Source organism: Marivirga atlantica (assembly GCF_016734805.1).
Classification (GTDB): domain Bacteria; phylum Bacteroidota; class Bacteroidia; order Cytophagales; family Cyclobacteriaceae; genus Marivirga; species Marivirga atlantica.
This window is the reverse complement of the sequence record NZ_JAERQG010000005.1, coordinates 61,240-77,757: the sequence shown is the minus strand read 5'-3', so window position 1 is coordinate 77,757 and position 16,518 is coordinate 61,240. Positions and strand designations below refer to the sequence as shown.

Here is a 16,518-nt window from a genome sequence, read left to right as displayed (position 1 = left end):
TATGTATTATGGTATTAAAAGCGAAGAATCACCGTATGAAAGAAAACGATATTCATTGTTTAGTGCTTCCTGATAAACCTTTTTCCAGTCATCTCCCAAAAATGAAGCAATAAGTAGTATCAAAGTAGACTCAGGTTGATGGAAATTCGTAATTAATCCATCAACTACTTGAAATTTGTAACCCGGGAAAATAAAAATCTCAGTATCGCCATATAAAGTGGTTAAATCATTTTTCCTCATATAATTGAGAATGGCCTTAAAAGATTCATTTCGATTCGGAAGGTTATCAAAACCTATTTCGTAAGGGACAAGCTTTCCGATTCTAAATTCACTATTTATGCCATTCAATAGCTGTACGCCAAACCAATAGGCGCTTTCCAAACTACGAACGCTAGTAGTGCCAACAGCCACAATTTGCTTAGTGCTTTCAGCCAAAAACTCAATAGTTTCAAGTTCAATCTGTATTTGCTCATTATGCATGGGATGCTTCAATACATTATCTTCCTTAATGGGTTGAAATGTTCCGGCACCAACGTGCAAGGTGAGATACTTCATGGCGTGACCAGCACTCTTCAGTTCGCTCAATATTTCATCTGTAAAGTGTAGGCCTGCTGTAGGTGCGGCCACTGCTCCATCTTTCTCTGAATATACTGTTTGATACCTGGGCTTATCACTTTCCTCTGCCTTTCTATTCAAATAGGGTGGAAGTGGAGTAGTTCCCATCAACTCAACTATTTCCACAAAAGCCAATTCAGGTAAATCCCAATTGAAAGCAATCAGATTTTGATCGTAATCATCATAAGAAGCTGTTACTTTTACTTTTCCCTTTTCTGTTTCAAAAAATCTTGATAATGAAGTACCGTCTTTCCATCTTTTTCTATTACCTATCATGCACTGCCAGCTAGTTGAGCCAGTGACAGACATAGCCTGAGTTACTTCTTTATAAGGTTTCACTGGAGACAAAAGAAATATTTCTATTGAAGCACCAGTATCTTTCTGAAATTGAAGACGGGCAGGAATTACTTTGGTATTGTTGAAAACAAGTGTGCTGTCGCTTGGTAAATGCTCACCAATATTGTAAAAATGCCTGTTCGCTATTTCACCTTTATTATAAACCAACAATTTCGAGGCACTGCGGTTTGCTAAAGGATATTTGGCTATTTTTGAATCAGGTAGTTCATACCTGTAAGCATCTAACTTAATATTATTAGCTATTTCTTCAATCTTACTCATGTGTTTCAAAATCAAAATGCAAAGATAATGATTGAAGGGCTGTAGCCTAAATAAACCATCATTTATGCAGATTACTTCCGTTGAAATTCAGGAACATACTTTACGATTTAGATTTGAAGCAGGTACTTCAAGAGGAACGCTTAAAGAGAAGAAAACCTGGTATTTAAAGCTTTACAATGAGGGTAATTTAATAGGGATAGGAGAGGCTGGTCCACTGAAAGGATTAAGCATAGAAAATATTGATGAAATGCCTGCTCAGCTTGAACTTTTAAAATCAAAACTGGAAGGTCAGCAGATTCCTGATAGTATGGAAGCAGTGCTAGAGTTAGCGGAGAAATTGACCAATGATGCTTTTCCATCTATTCGTTTTGCAGTGGAAACGGCCTTGTTAAATGCTCTTTATAAAGATAAAACCATCTTTCCTTCCGATTTTGTCAGGAATGAAAAGAGAATCCCAATTAATGGGCTTATCTGGATGGGTGAGAAGGGATTTATGCGGCAACAAATAGAAGAAAAGATTAAGGCAGGCTTCAATTGTATTAAGATGAAAATTGGTGCTATCGATTTTGAAACAGAGCTTGAGCTATTGAAATCTATAAGAGACCAGGCCAATGAAGATCAAATGATTTTACGAGTAGATGCTAATGGCGCTTTTGATCCAGCCAATGCACTCGATAAACTTGATCAGTTATCAGCTTTAGGAATTCACTCCATTGAGCAGCCTATAAAGGCAGGTCAGATTAACAAGATGAAGGCACTATGTAAAGAATCATCACTACCTATTGCACTCGATGAAGAATTAATAGGTGTAAACAATAAAGTAGAAAAAAAAGCGCTGCTAGCAGCAATTCAACCTCAATATATCATTTTGAAGCCTAGTTTGATTGGAGGTATTAAAAGTACGTTGGAATGGGTACAAATAGCTGAATCACTCAACATTGGTTGGTGGATGACCAGTATGCTGGAATCAAATATTGGTTTAAATGCCATTTGTCAATTGGCTGATTATCTTCAGGTTGAAATCCATCAGGGGTTAGGAACCGGTCAGCTTTATCATAACAATATTGATTCACCTCTAACCATAAAAAAAGGTCATATTTACTATGACCTTCAAAAATCCTGGGGAAGTCTAGATGACTTAACCTAACTTCCTTAAAGACATAATTACTCCTAAATGCATACCTTCATGAACATTGTTGAAAACTACTGCATCTTCAATTGAATTCAATTTTCTTCCAAAGCTGGTTTCATAAGGTGTAAAAGTCTTAAAAATTCCCATACCTAAATCTTTTTCCAACTGATCGGAGCTAGCTTGCGCCAAATCAATTAATAATTCTTTTTCTGTGGTGACATTATCAATGCTCCCTGGTTTTGTGCCCTTTCTATATCTTTCAATGATATCTTCATCAATACTGAAAGGTAGGCCCGACAACTTATAGCACAGAATATTCTGGGTGGCAATAATATGTCCGAAATTCCATAGGATATTGTTATTGAATCCTTCCGGTATTTTAACAAGCTGCTCGTTACTTAAGGCACTGATTACTTTAAAAAAGTTATTTCTTATTGTTCTGTTTATAGCTAGGTGTTCTTTCATAATTATTAAAATGCTCCAGTAATCAACAGAAGAAGTGTTGCTAGAACAACTGATCCTGTTATAATTCCTAATTTTCTTCTTTGTCTTCTGCTTTCTACATCCTCTTGAACTGTGGAAGGTTCAATAATGTTGGCTTGTGGATATTGATTACCATATTTAAAAATGGCTGTATCAGCAGCTTCCATTGGTCTAAATTTCTCATAATAACCAGGAAATCCTTCTACTTTAACTGTTGTTAATTTCTGCTTTCTTTGAATGTCAAAAGTTGGCTGAACCATATAGTCAGCATCGACTTTTTGAATTGCATCAGAAATGGCCATATTTTCAGCGTACTCTTTATTAGAATTGAATAATCTGTTTTTGATTGAATATTCTCCAACTACTTTTTCTTCACCAATTTTTACTTCTGCAATAATAGGCTCCGAAATAACGCCATATTTCACAATTGGGTCAATATCTACAGTTCTCGTAGTAGTTAATGTGGTACAATTAGTCAGTGAAGTTATTAATGCCAAATAGAGGATAAATTGTTTTTTCATAGTTGATAGTTAAAAATTTGGTAAATAAAATCAATCTATTTCAATAGTTATGTCAACGGTTGAATTTTCTTGAAAACTTTTTCTCATATTACTGTTTCATAAATTCTAAATACCTAGATTCATATTTTATTACGCTGCATGCATACTAAATTATAAACTATGGCACATTCAAAATATCCACACTTATTTGAACCTTTAGACTTAGGCTTTACACAGTTGAAAAACAGGGTGTTAATGGGCTCCATGCATACAGGGCTGGAAGAGCTTAAAGGTGGTTTTGATAAAATGGCAACCTTCTATGCAGAACGTGCCAAAGGTGGTGCAGGCCTAATTGTCACTGGTGGTGTATCACCCAATTGGCAAGGATGGCTTAAGCCATTCTCTATTCGCATGACCAAAAAGAAGCATGCTAGACAGCATAGAGTTATAACAGATGCGGTGCATAAGGCTGGTGGTAAAATATGTATGCAAATTCTCCATGCCGGGCGTTATGGCTACCATCCGTTTAGTGTAGCGCCATCAGCAGTTAAATCTCCCATTACTCCTTTTAAGCCTTTTAAAATGAGTAGCAGAAAGATAAAAGCTACCATTAAAGATTTCGCCAAAAGTGCCGCTCTTGCCAAAGAAGCAGGCTATGACGGTGTGGAAATCATGGGGTCTGAAGGTTATCTGATTAATCAGTTCATTGCTAAGCATGTTAATAAAAGAACTGATGAGTGGGGTGGAAGCTATGAAAACCGTATGCGTTTCCCACTGGAAATCGTCAGGTCTGTAAAAAAAGCTGTTGGGGATGATTTTATAATAGTTTTCAGATTATCGATGCTGGACTTAATCCCTGGAGGAAGTACCTGGGAAGAAGTGGTACAGCTTGCTAAATTGTTAGAAAAAGAAGGAGTAACTATTATCAATACAGGTATAGGTTGGCACGAGGCCAGAATACCAACCATTGCCACTATGGTGCCAAGAGCAGCTTACTCTTTTGTAACACAAAAATTAAAGAGTGAAGTAAATATCCCGCTTATTACAACCAACAGAATTAACATGCCTCAGATTGCTGAAAATGTGCTGTCTGAAGGTAAAGCTGATATGGTGTCGATGGCGCGACCGTTCCTTGCCGATCCTGAAATAGTAAATAAAGCGGAGCAGGGTAGAGAAGATGAAATTAATACCTGCATCGGATGTAATCAGGCCTGTCTCGATCATGTATTTAAGAATAAGCTGACCAGCTGCTTGGTTAATCCTAGGGCTTGCCATGAAACTGAATTAGTTGATACAAAAGCTTCATCTGCTAAGCAAATAGCCGTAGTAGGTGCGGGACCTGCTGGTTTAGCCTTTTCTACTGAAGCTGCCAAGAAAGGACACAAAGTTACCTTGTTTGAAGCAGGTTCTGAAATAGGAGGGCAATTCAATATGGCCAAAACTATTCCGGGAAAAGAGGAATTCTACGAAACTATCAGGTATTTTAACAAGCAATTAGAGCTTACGGGAGTTGATGTGAAACTCAATACCCGGGTGGATGCCAATGACTTAAATGATTTTGATGAAGTTGTGGTAGCATGTGGTGTAAATCCACGTGATCCTAAAATACCAGGACAAGAGAATGCCAAAGTACTCTCTTACATTGATGTGCTGAAACACAATAAACCAGTAGGTGAAAAGGTGGCTATTATTGGTGCAGGAGGAATAGGTTTTGACGTTGCTGAATTTATTAGCCAGCCCGGTGAAAGTACCACTTTGGATGTAAAAGCATTCTTTCATGAATGGGGTGTTGATATGGATATTGACCACAGAGGTGGTGTTGAAAATGTTAAAGCTAATCCAGAGAAATCCCCTAGAGAAATTACCATGTTCCAGCGAACAGAAGGTAAAATGGGTAAGCGCCTAGGGAAAACTACTGGCTGGATACACAGAGCTTCTTTAAAGCTTAGAAAAGTAAATATGGTTACCGGAGTTAGCTATGATAAAATAGACGATAAAGGTCTCCATTATACCAAAGATGAAAAGCAGCATGTGTTGGAAGTAGATACAATCATTCTTTGTGCAGGTCAGGTTTCCGAGAAGAGTTTATTTCAGCCACTGACTGACATGGGTAAAAAGGTTCATTTAATAGGAGGTTCCGCTGTAGCAGCAGAATTAGATGCTAAAGCAGCAATTAACCAAGCTACCAGATTGGCAATGGATTTATAAATAGAAAAAGCAGTTTCTCAATTGAAACTGCTTTTTAATAATAATATCAATTAGATAATAGCTTAATACTTTTGAACCTTGATATCAACTAACAGGCGGGTTGAATTAATTTGCTTTAATTTTATAGCTCCTTTTTTACCACCCTCTGTTTCAAAGGTTACAATTAAAGGAAAGTCTAAAGATCCTATTACATTATCGTCATTAACAACTGTTAAATCTTCTAATGGAGCATCATTATCCATGTCGTCAAAAGTGCTTACTTCAAATCCACTTTGAGAGTTGTGAACTTTAGTTTCTTTGGCATTTGGAACATTAATTCCATCAAAATTATCTTTTGGTCCTTCAAAGAATATAAATGACGAGTTATCACCTTTGTAGAACAGGTCAATAAATTGACCATTGCTTTCATCAATTTCAGAATCTAAATACATTCTGTTTTGTGAAATGGAGTAAAACCTACCTAGTTCATTGCTTCCTTCGACCTGAGAGAACTCAATATCTTTTATTTCAGTGATAGCACTATTGCCTGCGATGTTAACAGTTTTTTCGCTTGTGCTTTCATCATTTCCTGCTATTGCAGAAAGCGTAATAGTCAAATCACCTGCTTTGTCAACACTTATATTAGAGGGTGATTCAGCAGTTGATGTTGATTCGTTACTGCCTTCGCCAAAAGACCATTCGTAAGAAGTAGCTCCTGTTGATTCATTAACGAAATTAAGTGTAGCATTTGGGGCTTCTCCCTCAACCTCAACAGTAAAGTTTGCTTCTAATGGTTCGGAGCCTTCCTTTTCATTATCGCAAGCTGAAAAAATGAATACCAATGCGATTAATCCGTACTTTAAATTTTTAAACATATTGAATATTTTTTTGATTTCGTATCAAAACTAAAAGTAGGAATGGAGGATACCAAAATGGTATTGTTTGCTGGGACAAATGAAAATTCTACCCTATATCGTTAAATCAATATTAACTATTAGGTAAAAGGAAATAAAGAGTGACTTCTCTTGGGGATTCTATCTTAATAATAAAGATATTTTATTCTGAGAAATTTTAATTTAAACCCAGTTTCATAATAAATGTTGCTCATGTTATTATGAAAACTTTATTGAGTGTAGAGACTACATATGAATACAGGTCTACACGAAAGTGATTGGAAAATTAGTTGTTAATTACTTATTCATTAGTATACTCATTCCCACTCTAGTACGCTTTCCAAATTCTTAAGAAAAGCATCTGCTTTTTGATAGCCTGGTACTACATGAATGGTTTTAAAATCCTCTTTCATATAAACAATAGTAGGATAACCACTAACACCCATGGAACGGGCAAGCATTTGCTGAGTGGTAGTATCTTGCGCTAAAATGATTTTATCCTGATCTTCAGCATCCATTTTTACTGCGTAGAAATTTTCATTCACAAATTTTGCCACTTCAGGATCAGAGAAGGTATCTCTATCCATTTTTTTACACCAGCCACACCAGTCTGTATATACATCAATAAAGATTTTACGAGGTTCTTTTTGGTTTAGCTTGTAAGCTTCCTCAATGGAAAGCCATTTTATTTCTTTTTTATCATCATTGATGATGAAAGCTGAAGTAGCTAAAAATATGACTGCTGAAAGCGCAAAAACTCTAATTCTCATAATCCAAAATTTTCAAATCCTAATATAAACGAAATCAAGCAACTATTGATTCCCTCGATGTAATTTTTGCATCACCTTTGGTCTTTGAGCGGACATAAACAAAAGCGATACCAAAAATTATTCCTGCTACCGTGGCCATAGCCCCTGCGATAGAACCGTTTATTGATATAGCCAGAAAATGACCTCCTATGGCAGAAAGTATACCTGTAATAGAAGCTATGAATATCATCGTTTTAAGCCTTTTTGTTAATAGGTAAGCTGTAGCAGCCGGAGCAATTAGGAAAGCAACAACTAATATAGCTCCAACTGATTCAAAGGAAGCTACCGTTGTAAATGATACAAAAGCCATTAGTAGATAATTCCATAATGTGGCCGAGATACCGAGCGATATAGCGTATTGCGGATCAAAGCTGGTGATTCTTAACTGATTGAACCCCAGCCAGACAAATGCTATTACCATTAGTAAAACGGCCCCTAATAAGTAAATAGCTTGCGGGCCAATATCAACACCTGAATTTAGCACGATAGTATCAAGAGGTACATAGGCAATTTCCCCATAAAGCACACACTCCTGATCTAAATCCACTTGACCTGTAAACGCAGAAATTAAAATAACACCTAGGGCAAAGAGCCAGGTAAAGGTTACACCAATAGAAGCATCTGACTGCAGATTACCTTTATTAGTGAGGAATTCTATTAAAAAAGTTGATATGATACCTAATGCACCTGCTCCTAAAAGCATGGTTACTGAATCGCGACTTCCTGACCATAAGAAAGCTATGACAATACCAGGAAGCACTGCATGTGAAATAGCATCACCAACCATGGCCATTTTTCTAAGAATAAGAAAACAACCCAATATAGCACAGCTTACTGCTACTAAAGATCCTGTTAATATGATGTAAAATGAAGACATTTTTTCAATTGTGAATGATCAATGAACAATTATGAATTTGATTTTGATGAACGAATTATTGCAAATAATAACCTTATTATTTCATCGCAATCATTTATTAAACTATTGGCTAACTTATCATCAATATATTCTGATTTATTGAGCAATTTTAGCCAATAAAGTGTTTCCCTAGCTTCCTTTAACGAGATAGAAAGCTTATGGACAAAATCGGCCTTTGAAATACCTGAAATCGACTCTGATATATTTGCTCCAATAGAGGTACCACTTCTCAATATCTGTTTGCTCAACACGTATTCCGAATGATCAGATTTCAAATACTTATACAAATTGACAATCCGCAAAGCAAAGTCAAAAGATTTAGTTTCAACAATATTTTCCTTTTTATCAGTCATTGTTATTCATCCAATTGATAATTGTTCACTCATCATTGTTAATTCAATTATCATATGGAATTTGTGAATTATGCGGATCGGCTTTCGGGTAGTTAAGTTTTTCTTCAAGCTTTTTCTCCAATTCAGGTGTAATTAAATGTTCAATAGTATCAGCATCTTCATGGACATGGTCAGGAGCAATCCTTAAGTATTCAGTTAAATATAATTCCCACAGTCGATGTAACTTGACTAAGCGAGCGGCTTTACGCTGGCCAAATTTTGAAAGATAATATCCTGATGCACTTTGTTTTAAGAAGCCTTGTCTCTTGAGTCGCTTGAATATCCTATTGATTAGTCTATCGGAATAATAGCGCTTTTTTCTGATCATGGCTACTGATTTTGGTTCGCCAAAGGATTCGTTTGACTCTGCAATCTGAAAGAATGCCTTTAAGATGTTTTCATCCTGTATAAGTCTTCTATACTTCCGTTGCTTGAACCACCGAGATACGATTCCTTTTTTCGGAGCAAATACGATAGAAATTAATGCTATGACAGATAGTACCATTACCACCCATGGGCCTGTTGGCATGTTTGGGGCGATATAGCTAATATAGGTTCCTGAGAAGCCTGAAAAGCCTCCAATAATAGCAGCCAGTATTAAGATTCGAGGTAGGTATCCTGACCAATACCTAGCCGCTGCAAATGGAGTTATTAATAAGGCAGCCATTAATACCACACCAACCGCTTGTATACCTGTGACAACAGCCAATACCGTTAAAGAGCTTAGAATAAAGGAGATAAGCTTAACTCTTATGCCTATACTTTGGGCAAAGGCTTCATCGAAACTGATCAATTGTAATTCCTTATAAAACAGAAATACTGTTATAATAAGAATGACACTTATTACAGAAAAAACGATAACGTCCTGGCCAACCATAGAGGCTGCCTTACCAAATAAGAAGTAGTTCAAACCTGTTTGTTCTGCATTACCGCTTTGCTGTATATAGGTCATCAGAAGAATTCCTACTCCAAAGAATACTGAAAGAATAAGTCCAATTGCCGTATCTTCTTTCAGTTTGGATTTTTTTGTAATGTAGTCAACTAGCAGAATTGAAATCCAGCCGCTAATAAAAGCACCGATAATTAAGAAGGCGTAATTTTTCGTTCCTCCTAAAATAAAAGCAATGCATATTCCCGGTAGAATGGAGTGGGCTATAGCGTCACCAATAAGCGCTCGCTTTCTAAGGAAGGTAAAAGAACCTACTACAGCAGCACTGGCCCCTAATATGATAGTGCCAAGCACTACATAGATAACATTGGCATCTGTAAAAGAGAAAAAGTCTATTGCGTTCTCCCACATATTATTCTCTGTTTGGGAATCTGTTTTTTTGAATTAAATCACTAATCTCAGTAAGTAAGGTGAGCTTACCACCATAAGTTTCTTGAAGCAGTTCAGGAGTAAAAGTTTCTTCGATAGGACCACTGGCTACCAACCTCATATTAAGCAGAATAATCCAGTCGAAATAGCGCGCTACGGACTGCAAATCGTGGTGTACAACAATAACCGTTTTGTTTTGTGCTGACATGCTTCTGAGTAATTCGACTATGGCTTTCTCAGTGGCAGCATCAACACCAGCAAAGGGTTCGTCCATAAAGTAAATGTCAGCCTGTTGTGCTAAGGCTCGTGCTAAGAAAACCCTTTGTTGTTGTCCACCAGATAGCTCTGAAATTTGTCTGTCCTTAAATGCTTCCATACCAACTTTGTGAAGGCTATCCATCACAATCTCTCTGTCAGATTTTCTTGGTCTTTTGAGTAGTCCAAGCTGTCCGTACCTTCCCATCATAACCACCTCAAAAACAGAAGTAGGGAAGTCCCAATCAACAGACTCTCTTTGAGGTACATAACTGATTTTACTTCTAACTTCCTTTAATGGCTTGCCTTCAATATTAATATAGCCACTGCTTAAAGGAATAAGTCCCATTATAGATTTCAAGAGAGTGGACTTTCCTGCTCCATTGGGGCCAATTATACCAATTAGTTTCCCTTCAGGTAATGACATGTCAACATCCCAAAGCACCGGCTTTTTCTCGTAAGAAACAGAAAGGTCATGTATTTCTATTACTGGATTATCTATTTGTGTGATCATATATGGGTGTTAGGAATTAGGTATTGGGTTTTTGGTATTGAGGTATTTTATATAAGCAGCTATTTGCTTTTTGAGGACTGTAATTTCTTTAAAGAGATTTTCATATAAATCGTTTTCAATATATTTCAAATCTTTAGCTAATAGCAACTGATAATCTAGTTCATAAGTTGAACCGAGTGAAATTTGGCAAAAATGAATAAGTTGATTATCAGTGATTCTTCCGCATCCTTCTGCAATATTGGTTGGAATAGATTGAGAACTTCTTCTGATTTGAGCGGTTAGTCCAAACTTTTCACTATCGGGAAATTGATCTGATAATTTGTAAACCTTTAAAACTAAGGCATGAGAATTTTTCCATATATCAAGTTCCCTAAAATCTCTCATAATCTTTCATGTGTTTCTTCTTCATTAATTTCCAACCCCAACTTCTAATTCCCAATTCCTATCACCCAAACCCCAAAGCCTATTTCCTACTCAACCCACTTACTATTTTCCGTACGTTTGCATTTACCATACCTATATAAGTTCCTTCAGGAGTTCCATTTTCACCCATGGCATCAGAGTATAAACTACCTCCTAGTTGCACTTCAAACCCCTTCGCTTTAACACCTACTACCACAGCTTCTATAGATTTCTTTGAAACGGAGGTTTCAGTATAGATGCTAGGAATTTTGTTTTCAACTATATAGTCTACCAATTCACTAACATCTCTTAGTCCAAATTCTGATAGGGTAGAGATGCCCTGCAAACCTTTCACTTGGATGCCATAGGCTTTTCCGAAATATGCAAAGGCATCGTGAGCAGTAACTAATTTTCTTTGTTTTCTTGGGATGGTATTAATGGATTCCTCGACTGCAAGATGTAGGCTATCTAACTTGGCAGTATAAACATTGTAGTTATTCATGATTACACCAACTGGCGCCTCAACTTCGGAAGATAAGCCTTCAGCCAAACCCAGTAGGGCATCATTCCACAAGGCAACATCAAACCAAATATGAGGATCATAGGCACCCTGAAATGAGGTGTTATTAATTAGGCGTTCTTTGTCCAACTTTTCAGCCACTGCAATTACAGGCTTTTTCTTTCCTACCTTTTCAAGCACTTCTCCCATTTTACCTTCAAGATGTAAGCCATTATAAACCACAATGTCTGCTTCCTGGAACTTCACTAAATCGCCATGAGTAGCTTTATACAAATGCGGGTCAACTCCTGGTCCCATCAATGTATGCACTTCCGCATAATCACCCACTATATTTTTAACTGCATCACCAATCATTCCAGTGGTACAAACTATAAGTGGTTTGCTATTATTTTCTTTCTTTTTAGTACTGCAAGCACTAAGCAAAGCAACTGCAAGTAGTGCTATAGATAATCTTTTATAACTAGTTAGTAACCAATACATTTTGAGCAACTTCTTTACTGATAAATAATTTATTTTTCTGATCGATGAGGATTTCCATCGACCCATCGAATTCTGTTTTCTCAATTGTCTTTATCTTGGCACCGAGGTATATTCCAATGCGGTCTAAATGCTGAAGAAATACAGGGCTGGTGTCTTTCACGGCTACTACAATTCCGTCATCATTAAGATTAGTAGATGATAATGGTATCTGAGGTTTTTCCTTAAATTCACCATTTTCATCCGGTATAGGATCGCCATGAGGGTCATACTTTGGATGGCCCAGAAATTCATCAAGTCTTTTAATTAATAGGGGAGATTTGATGTGCTCTAACTGCTCTGCAATTTCATGCACCTGATCCCAGCTGAACTTCAGTTTTTCAACTAAAAATACCTCCCATAACCTATGCTTACGAACGACTTGCAAAGCGGCTCTTGCGCCATCATTGGAGATTCGGACTCCTTGGTATTTTTTGTAATGAACAAGCTCTTTTTCTGAGAGCCTTCTCATCATATCGGATACTGAGGCTGCCTTTGTCTGCATCTCTTCTGCAATGGCGTTAGTGCTTACTTCTGTTTCTCCCTCTGCTGATAAATGATAAACAGCCTTAAGGTAGTTTTCTTCTGCTAAACTTAATTTCATTTATTTTACTTTATAGTTACAAATAAAACTAAATTTAGATTAAACTAAAAATTAAATTATATAAAATCTAAATTTGACTAAAATGGTCATTAAGGTGTTTTAATGGTAGGTTTAGAATAGTCTAAAATAATATTTAGATAAATTTGTTTATTGCTTTTAATAAATTATCCTCTTCACATTCCCAAAAAATATCATTGCTTAAAGATTTTGAATAGAAAGTCATTTTTTGCAAATTATCAAGTATGGATTTTGCTTTTCTTTTGTTAAAATTGGCAGTAATGCCAGCATTTATTGGTTCAATAAGTTCACCCCATCCTGAGTTTTGAGGAGTTATCATAGGTAGGCTATAAGCTATATACTCATAAATTTTTGTAGGTATTCGTCCTTTTAAATTTGCGTCAATTTTATAAGGTAAAAGGGCGATATCTGCCTTTTTAATTTCTTCAATTATACGGTTATGTTCTACTGGTCTGCCATCCGAAATCAATTGTATGTTATCATCATTTTGAACATATTTTAAGAGTTCTTTAAAATAAGCGTGACTAGCAGAGTAGCCGATAATAGTTAGACTGCTACTAGGGTACAACTCACGGAAAGATTTATAAAAAAGGACCCCTTCTATTGTCCCATAGGACTCGCCTAAAGTACCACTGATGATAAATCTCAGGTAATTGTTATCTGTTAATTTAATGTTGAATTTAGGTGTATAAGCTATTGGTGTTTTAACCTTATTTTCAATTAACGTGTAAGGACGATTTTGAATAAAATTTAGTTGATTAGCATATATCCTTTCGGCAAGAAAATAATGATCGACAAACCATTTTGACAACCATTCTGTAAAACGAATTTTTAGTAAAACCAATCTTTTTATAACGTAGGAATAAGCTGTAGAATGTTTTACATTTAAATAGTAATTCTCCTGTATATCATATATCAATTTAGCGCCAAATAATATTTTGTAAAGGTAGCTAACTTGCAGTAATTCAGGTGTGGTAACTATTAGTAGTTTAGGTTTTACTTTAAAAGCTTTTATCAAAAACTTATATGGAGCTAACAGTCTTTTCAGAGACAATCGGTTGAAGCTGTAAATAGGGTAAGTAGTGATTTTTTCATTTAACAATACCTTTTTTGAATTAAAGCCTATGATATTAACATCATATTTATTTGTTTGCGCAAGTGAACAGCCAATTTTATGATAGGCCCTCACATCGTTAACTGGCTTCAAAACTGAGGCGATAAGTATTTTTGGTTTTACATCCACCGATTAAAGTTATAAATAGATAATGGAATTTAAAGAAATTATAGAGAGAGCTTGGGAGAATAGAGAACTGCTTAAAGATAAGAATACGCAGATTGCGGTAAAGACAGTTGTTGAGGAGCTAGACCATGGTAAGGTTAGAGTGGCAGAGCCGACAGATGATGGGGAGTGGAAAGTGAACGAGTGGATTAAGAAAGCTGTGATTTTATATTTTCCTCTCCAGAAAATGCAGTCTATTTCAGTTGGTCCTTTTGAGTTTCATGATAAAATAAAACTTAAGCAAGGTTATGAAAAACTGGGTGTAAGAGTGGTGCCTCATGCTATTGCACGTTATGGTTCTTTCGTAAATCAAGGTGTAGTAATGATGCCTTCTTATGTAAATATTGGTGCTTACGTAGATAGTGGTACTATGGTGGACACATGGGCTACAGTTGGAAGTTGTGCCCAAATTGGTAAGAATGTTCACCTAAGTGGTGGTGTTGGAATTGGTGGTGTTTTAGAACCTGTACAAGCCGCACCTGTTATAGTGGAAGATAATGCCTTTATAGGATCAAGATGTATTATAGTTGAAGGTGTGCGAATTGGAAAAGAAGCTGTTCTTGGAGCTAATGTAACGCTTACAGCTAGTTCTAAAATAATTGATGTTACGGGAAATGAAGCTAAAGAATATATAGGCTATGTGCCTCCACGTTCAGTTGTTATTCCTGGATCTTTCACCAAGAAATTTCCAGCAGGAGAATATCAGGTGCCTTGTGCATTAATCATAGGACAAAGAAAAGAAAGTACAGATAAGAAAACTTCCTTAAATAATGCTTTAAGAGAAAATAATGTGGCGGTCTAATCGTTGCTGCACTGTTTTGGCATTACAATTGTTTCCTCTTCTTAATATGAAAAAAATCACTATTCTTTTTACGCTGATCGTTTTGCTTTCTGGTGAATCTTTTTCCCAAGAGGTGAAAGAACTTTACAAGGAAGAACAAGGAGACGATTTTCCTAATTTAGGAGAAAAGCCTTTCGATTTTGGGGAAGAAATTGAATACAAACTTTACTTTGGAATTTTCACTGTAGGTAGAGGGAAATTCAAAGTACAAGAAAATAGCTACAAAATTAATGGTCGTCCTAGTTATAAAGTAGACGTTCGTGCTAAAACAACTGGAGTTATTGACTGGCTGGCTAAAGTTGATGATCATTGGGGTGGCTACATAGATACTGCTTCTTTAAATCCACATAGAGCTTATCGAATTATCAAGGAAGGTAAATATAGGCTGAATGAGGTTGTAAACTATGATCATAAATCTCAAATGCTAGAGGTGAAACAGATGAAGCGCAATGATGATAGTTTCCGTGAGCCAATGTATTATGAATTTCCCCAGCAGTTGAAGGATATGATCAGTGGATTTGCCTATTTTCGAATGGTTGATTTTGATACACTTGAATTAAGAGAAGTCGTTACCATACCTGCTTTTTTTGAGGATACGTTTTATGATATGAAGATCAGGTATCTTGGAAAAGAAACCATAGAAACAGAAGTCGGTTACATCAGAGCTCATAAGGTTTCACCAGTTATGCCTGATAATAAAATTTTTGAAGGTGAAGATTCTATACTTGCATGGTTTTCTGATGATAAAAATAAGATTCCGTTAAAAGTAGATGCTGAATTATATATTGGTTCCGGAGGATTAGAAATTACATCTTTCCGAAAAGTTAAGTATCCGATAAATTTTGATATGTCAAAGCAATGAGGTTAAGACTAGCTATATTACTACTAACTGTATTTTATTCTTCCGTTAAAGGACAAAAGTATAATACTATGGAAAAGGTGGTCATTCCGCCTTCAGATAATAGAGTAGTAAGTATTACAGCTGATTTGTATAAGCCTTTAGGAACAGCAAAAGGAGGATTTTTATTATTTCATCAGGCAGGCTCAAGTAGAGGTGAATATAAGGAGACAGCGCAAAGATTAAACAGATTAGGTTATGTTTGCCTGGCCGTTGATTTAAGAAGCGGTAAATCAATGAGCGGCATAGAAAATGAAACTTATCAAGATGCTAAAGCCAAAATGAAAGGAACGAGCTATCTTGATGCTTACCCAGATATGTTAGCAAGTCTTACTTTTTATGATGGTTTATTAAAAGGTATAAATCAAGGAAAAGAATTACCAATATTTGTTATAGGTAGTTCTTACTCAGCTTCACTAAGTTGCAGGTTAGCGGCAGAAACTCAGTCAGCATTTATAGATGCGTTGTTTATTTTCTCACCAGGAGAATACTTTGGTAATTTAAATGGAGAGGATGACTACATAGCCGATTTCTTACAGAAAATTGAAGTACCTATTTGGGCTACCTCTTCGCAGGATGAAGTGGAAAGGTTAGAAAAGCTACTTACTAATGTGTCTGATTCTGTAAAATTAAGGCAGTTTAAGCCTTCAACTTCAGGTCAACATGGAGCTAAGGCCTTATGGCCACAATTTGTGGATAGTGAGGATTATTGGGAGTCAATGCTATCATTTCTGAAAGGATTGAATTAATTTTGCCATTCTTAAAATTCAAAGGACCAATATCGGTTCTGTTTTAGGTAACTGTATTA

General features: G+C 36.2%; 18 protein-coding genes. 5 read left to right on the top strand and 13 right to left on the bottom strand.

The genetic code is table 11. The features are described 5' to 3' along the window. Positions 1–6 precede the first annotated feature (6 nt). On the bottom strand, positions 7–1,233 hold the full coding sequence (locus JKP34_RS17110) for an S-adenosylmethionine:tRNA ribosyltransferase-isomerase (protein ID WP_201924167.1): 1,227 nt from the start codon (positions 1,231–1,233) through the stop codon (positions 7–9). A 64-nt stretch (positions 1,234–1,297) separates the two neighbouring features. On the opposite strand from JKP34_RS17110, the gene JKP34_RS17105 reads away from it, so the two are divergent. Beyond that, complete coding sequence (locus JKP34_RS17105; protein WP_201924165.1) at positions 1,298–2,380, top strand: o-succinylbenzoate synthase; 1,083 nt, start codon at positions 1,298–1,300, stop codon at positions 2,378–2,380. Here the strand turns inward: JKP34_RS17105 and JKP34_RS17100 are convergent. Further along, positions 2,372–2,830: a DinB family protein gene (locus tag JKP34_RS17100; RefSeq protein WP_201924163.1), complete on the bottom strand. Its 459-nt coding sequence runs from the start codon at positions 2,828–2,830 to the stop codon at positions 2,372–2,374. The genes JKP34_RS17105 and JKP34_RS17100 overlap by 9 nt on opposite strands. A gap of 5 nt (positions 2,831–2,835) precedes the next feature. After that, a complete protein-coding gene (locus JKP34_RS17095) occupies positions 2,836–3,369 on the bottom strand; it encodes a hypothetical protein (RefSeq protein WP_201924160.1) in 534 nt (177 codons plus the stop codon). Positions 3,370–3,528: 159 nt separating this feature from the next. Here JKP34_RS17095 and JKP34_RS17090 point away from each other — a divergent pair, with 159 nt between their 5' ends. Then, a complete protein-coding gene (locus tag JKP34_RS17090) occupies positions 3,529–5,556 on the top strand; it encodes an NADPH-dependent 2,4-dienoyl-CoA reductase (protein WP_201924159.1) in 2,028 nt (675 codons plus the stop codon). 62 nt (positions 5,557–5,618) lie between these two features. Here JKP34_RS17090 and JKP34_RS17085 read toward each other — a convergent pair whose 3' ends face one another. The 10 genes from JKP34_RS17085 to JKP34_RS17040 form a co-directional block, all read right to left on the bottom strand. Continuing rightward, complete coding sequence (locus JKP34_RS17085) at positions 5,619–6,410, bottom strand: PKD domain-containing protein (RefSeq protein WP_201924158.1); 792 nt, start codon at positions 6,408–6,410, stop codon at positions 5,619–5,621. Between the two features lie 335 nt (positions 6,411–6,745). After that, the gene (locus JKP34_RS17080) at positions 6,746–7,198 is read right to left on the bottom strand and encodes a thioredoxin family protein (RefSeq protein WP_201924156.1); all 453 of its coding nucleotides are present in this window, start codon (positions 7,196–7,198) and stop codon (positions 6,746–6,748) included. Positions 7,199–7,232: 34 nt separating this feature from the next. Continuing rightward, a complete protein-coding gene (locus JKP34_RS17075) occupies positions 7,233–8,114 on the bottom strand; it encodes a metal ABC transporter permease (protein ID WP_201924155.1) in 882 nt (293 codons plus the stop codon). 29 nt (positions 8,115–8,143) lie between these two features. Then, entirely contained in the window at positions 8,144–8,506 is a 363-nt protein-coding gene (locus JKP34_RS17070; RefSeq protein ID WP_201924154.1) for a four helix bundle protein, read from the bottom strand. A 43-nt stretch (positions 8,507–8,549) separates the two neighbouring features. Next, complete coding sequence (locus JKP34_RS17065) at positions 8,550–9,845, bottom strand: metal ABC transporter permease (RefSeq protein ID WP_201924153.1); 1,296 nt, start codon at positions 9,843–9,845, stop codon at positions 8,550–8,552. 1 nt (position 9,846) lies between these two features. After that, entirely contained in the window at positions 9,847–10,632 is a 786-nt protein-coding gene (locus tag JKP34_RS17060; RefSeq protein ID WP_201924152.1) for a metal ABC transporter ATP-binding protein, read from the bottom strand. A 9-nt stretch (positions 10,633–10,641) separates the two neighbouring features. Beyond that, on the bottom strand, positions 10,642–11,016 hold the full coding sequence (locus JKP34_RS17055; RefSeq protein ID WP_201924151.1) for a four helix bundle protein: 375 nt from the start codon (positions 11,014–11,016) through the stop codon (positions 10,642–10,644). Between the two features lie 79 nt (positions 11,017–11,095). Beyond that, positions 11,096–12,034 (bottom strand): metal ABC transporter solute-binding protein, Zn/Mn family, encoded by a 939-nt coding sequence (locus JKP34_RS17050; RefSeq protein ID WP_201924150.1) that lies wholly within the window; start codon positions 12,032–12,034, stop codon positions 11,096–11,098. Further along, positions 12,015–12,674, bottom strand: a complete 660-nt coding sequence (locus tag JKP34_RS17045; RefSeq protein WP_201924136.1) for a metal-dependent transcriptional regulator — start codon at positions 12,672–12,674, stop codon at positions 12,015–12,017. Before JKP34_RS17045 ends, JKP34_RS17050 begins: the two co-directional genes overlap by 20 nt. Positions 12,675–12,807: 133 nt before the next feature. Continuing rightward, positions 12,808–13,710: a glycosyltransferase gene (locus tag JKP34_RS17040; protein WP_201924134.1), complete on the bottom strand. Its 903-nt coding sequence runs from the start codon at positions 13,708–13,710 to the stop codon at positions 12,808–12,810. Between the two features lie 247 nt (positions 13,711–13,957). Here JKP34_RS17040 and JKP34_RS17035 point away from each other — a divergent pair, with 247 nt between their 5' ends. From JKP34_RS17035 to JKP34_RS17025, 3 genes are read left to right on the top strand one after another with little or no spacing between them, the layout of a single operon-like run. Then, positions 13,958–14,773 (top strand): 2,3,4,5-tetrahydropyridine-2,6-dicarboxylate N-succinyltransferase, encoded by an 816-nt coding sequence (locus tag JKP34_RS17035; RefSeq protein WP_201924132.1) that lies wholly within the window; start codon positions 13,958–13,960, stop codon positions 14,771–14,773. A gap of 46 nt (positions 14,774–14,819) precedes the next feature. After that, complete coding sequence (locus JKP34_RS17030) at positions 14,820–15,674, top strand: DUF3108 domain-containing protein (RefSeq protein WP_201924130.1); 855 nt, start codon at positions 14,820–14,822, stop codon at positions 15,672–15,674. Then, complete coding sequence (locus JKP34_RS17025) at positions 15,671–16,459, top strand: alpha/beta hydrolase (RefSeq protein ID WP_201924126.1); 789 nt, start codon at positions 15,671–15,673, stop codon at positions 16,457–16,459. Before JKP34_RS17030 ends, JKP34_RS17025 begins: the two co-directional genes overlap by 4 nt. The last annotated feature ends 59 nt before the right edge of the window (positions 16,460–16,518 follow it).

Excerpts from the sequence above, each read along its gene's own strand:
- JKP34_RS17090 (WP_201924159.1), top strand. The coding sequence starts at position 3,529 with ATGGCACATTCAAAATATCCACACTTATTTGAACCTTTAGACTTAGGC.
- JKP34_RS17070 (WP_201924154.1), bottom strand. The coding sequence starts at position 8,506 with ATGACTGATAAAAAGGAAAATATTGTTGAAACTAAATCTTTTGACTTT.
- JKP34_RS17055 (WP_201924151.1), bottom strand. The coding sequence starts at position 11,016 with ATGAGAGATTTTAGGGAACTTGATATATGGAAAAATTCTCATGCCTTA.
- JKP34_RS17050 (WP_201924150.1), bottom strand. The coding sequence starts at position 12,034 with ATGTATTGGTTACTAACTAGTTATAAAAGATTATCTATAGCACTACTT.
- JKP34_RS17030 (WP_201924130.1), top strand. The coding sequence starts at position 14,820 with ATGAAAAAAATCACTATTCTTTTTACGCTGATCGTTTTGCTTTCTGGT.
- JKP34_RS17045 (WP_201924136.1), bottom strand. The coding sequence starts at position 12,674 with ATGAAATTAAGTTTAGCAGAAGAAAACTACCTTAAGGCTGTTTATCAT.
- JKP34_RS17095 (WP_201924160.1), bottom strand. The coding sequence starts at position 3,369 with ATGAAAAAACAATTTATCCTCTATTTGGCATTAATAACTTCACTGACT.
- JKP34_RS17025 (WP_201924126.1), top strand. The coding sequence starts at position 15,671 with ATGAGGTTAAGACTAGCTATATTACTACTAACTGTATTTTATTCTTCC.
- JKP34_RS17075 (WP_201924155.1), bottom strand. The coding sequence starts at position 8,114 with ATGTCTTCATTTTACATCATATTAACAGGATCTTTAGTAGCAGTAAGC.
- JKP34_RS17100 (WP_201924163.1), bottom strand. The coding sequence starts at position 2,830 with ATGAAAGAACACCTAGCTATAAACAGAACAATAAGAAATAACTTTTTT.
- JKP34_RS17085 (WP_201924158.1), bottom strand. The coding sequence starts at position 6,410 with ATGTTTAAAAATTTAAAGTACGGATTAATCGCATTGGTATTCATTTTT.
- JKP34_RS17105 (WP_201924165.1), top strand. The coding sequence starts at position 1,298 with ATGCAGATTACTTCCGTTGAAATTCAGGAACATACTTTACGATTTAGA.
- JKP34_RS17065 (WP_201924153.1), bottom strand. The coding sequence starts at position 9,845 with ATGTGGGAGAACGCAATAGACTTTTTCTCTTTTACAGATGCCAATGTT.
- JKP34_RS17110 (WP_201924167.1), bottom strand. The coding sequence starts at position 1,233 with ATGAGTAAGATTGAAGAAATAGCTAATAATATTAAGTTAGATGCTTAC.
- JKP34_RS17035 (WP_201924132.1), top strand. The coding sequence starts at position 13,958 with ATGGAATTTAAAGAAATTATAGAGAGAGCTTGGGAGAATAGAGAACTG.
- JKP34_RS17060 (WP_201924152.1), bottom strand. The coding sequence starts at position 10,632 with ATGATCACACAAATAGATAATCCAGTAATAGAAATACATGACCTTTCT.
- JKP34_RS17080 (WP_201924156.1), bottom strand. The coding sequence starts at position 7,198 with ATGAGAATTAGAGTTTTTGCGCTTTCAGCAGTCATATTTTTAGCTACT.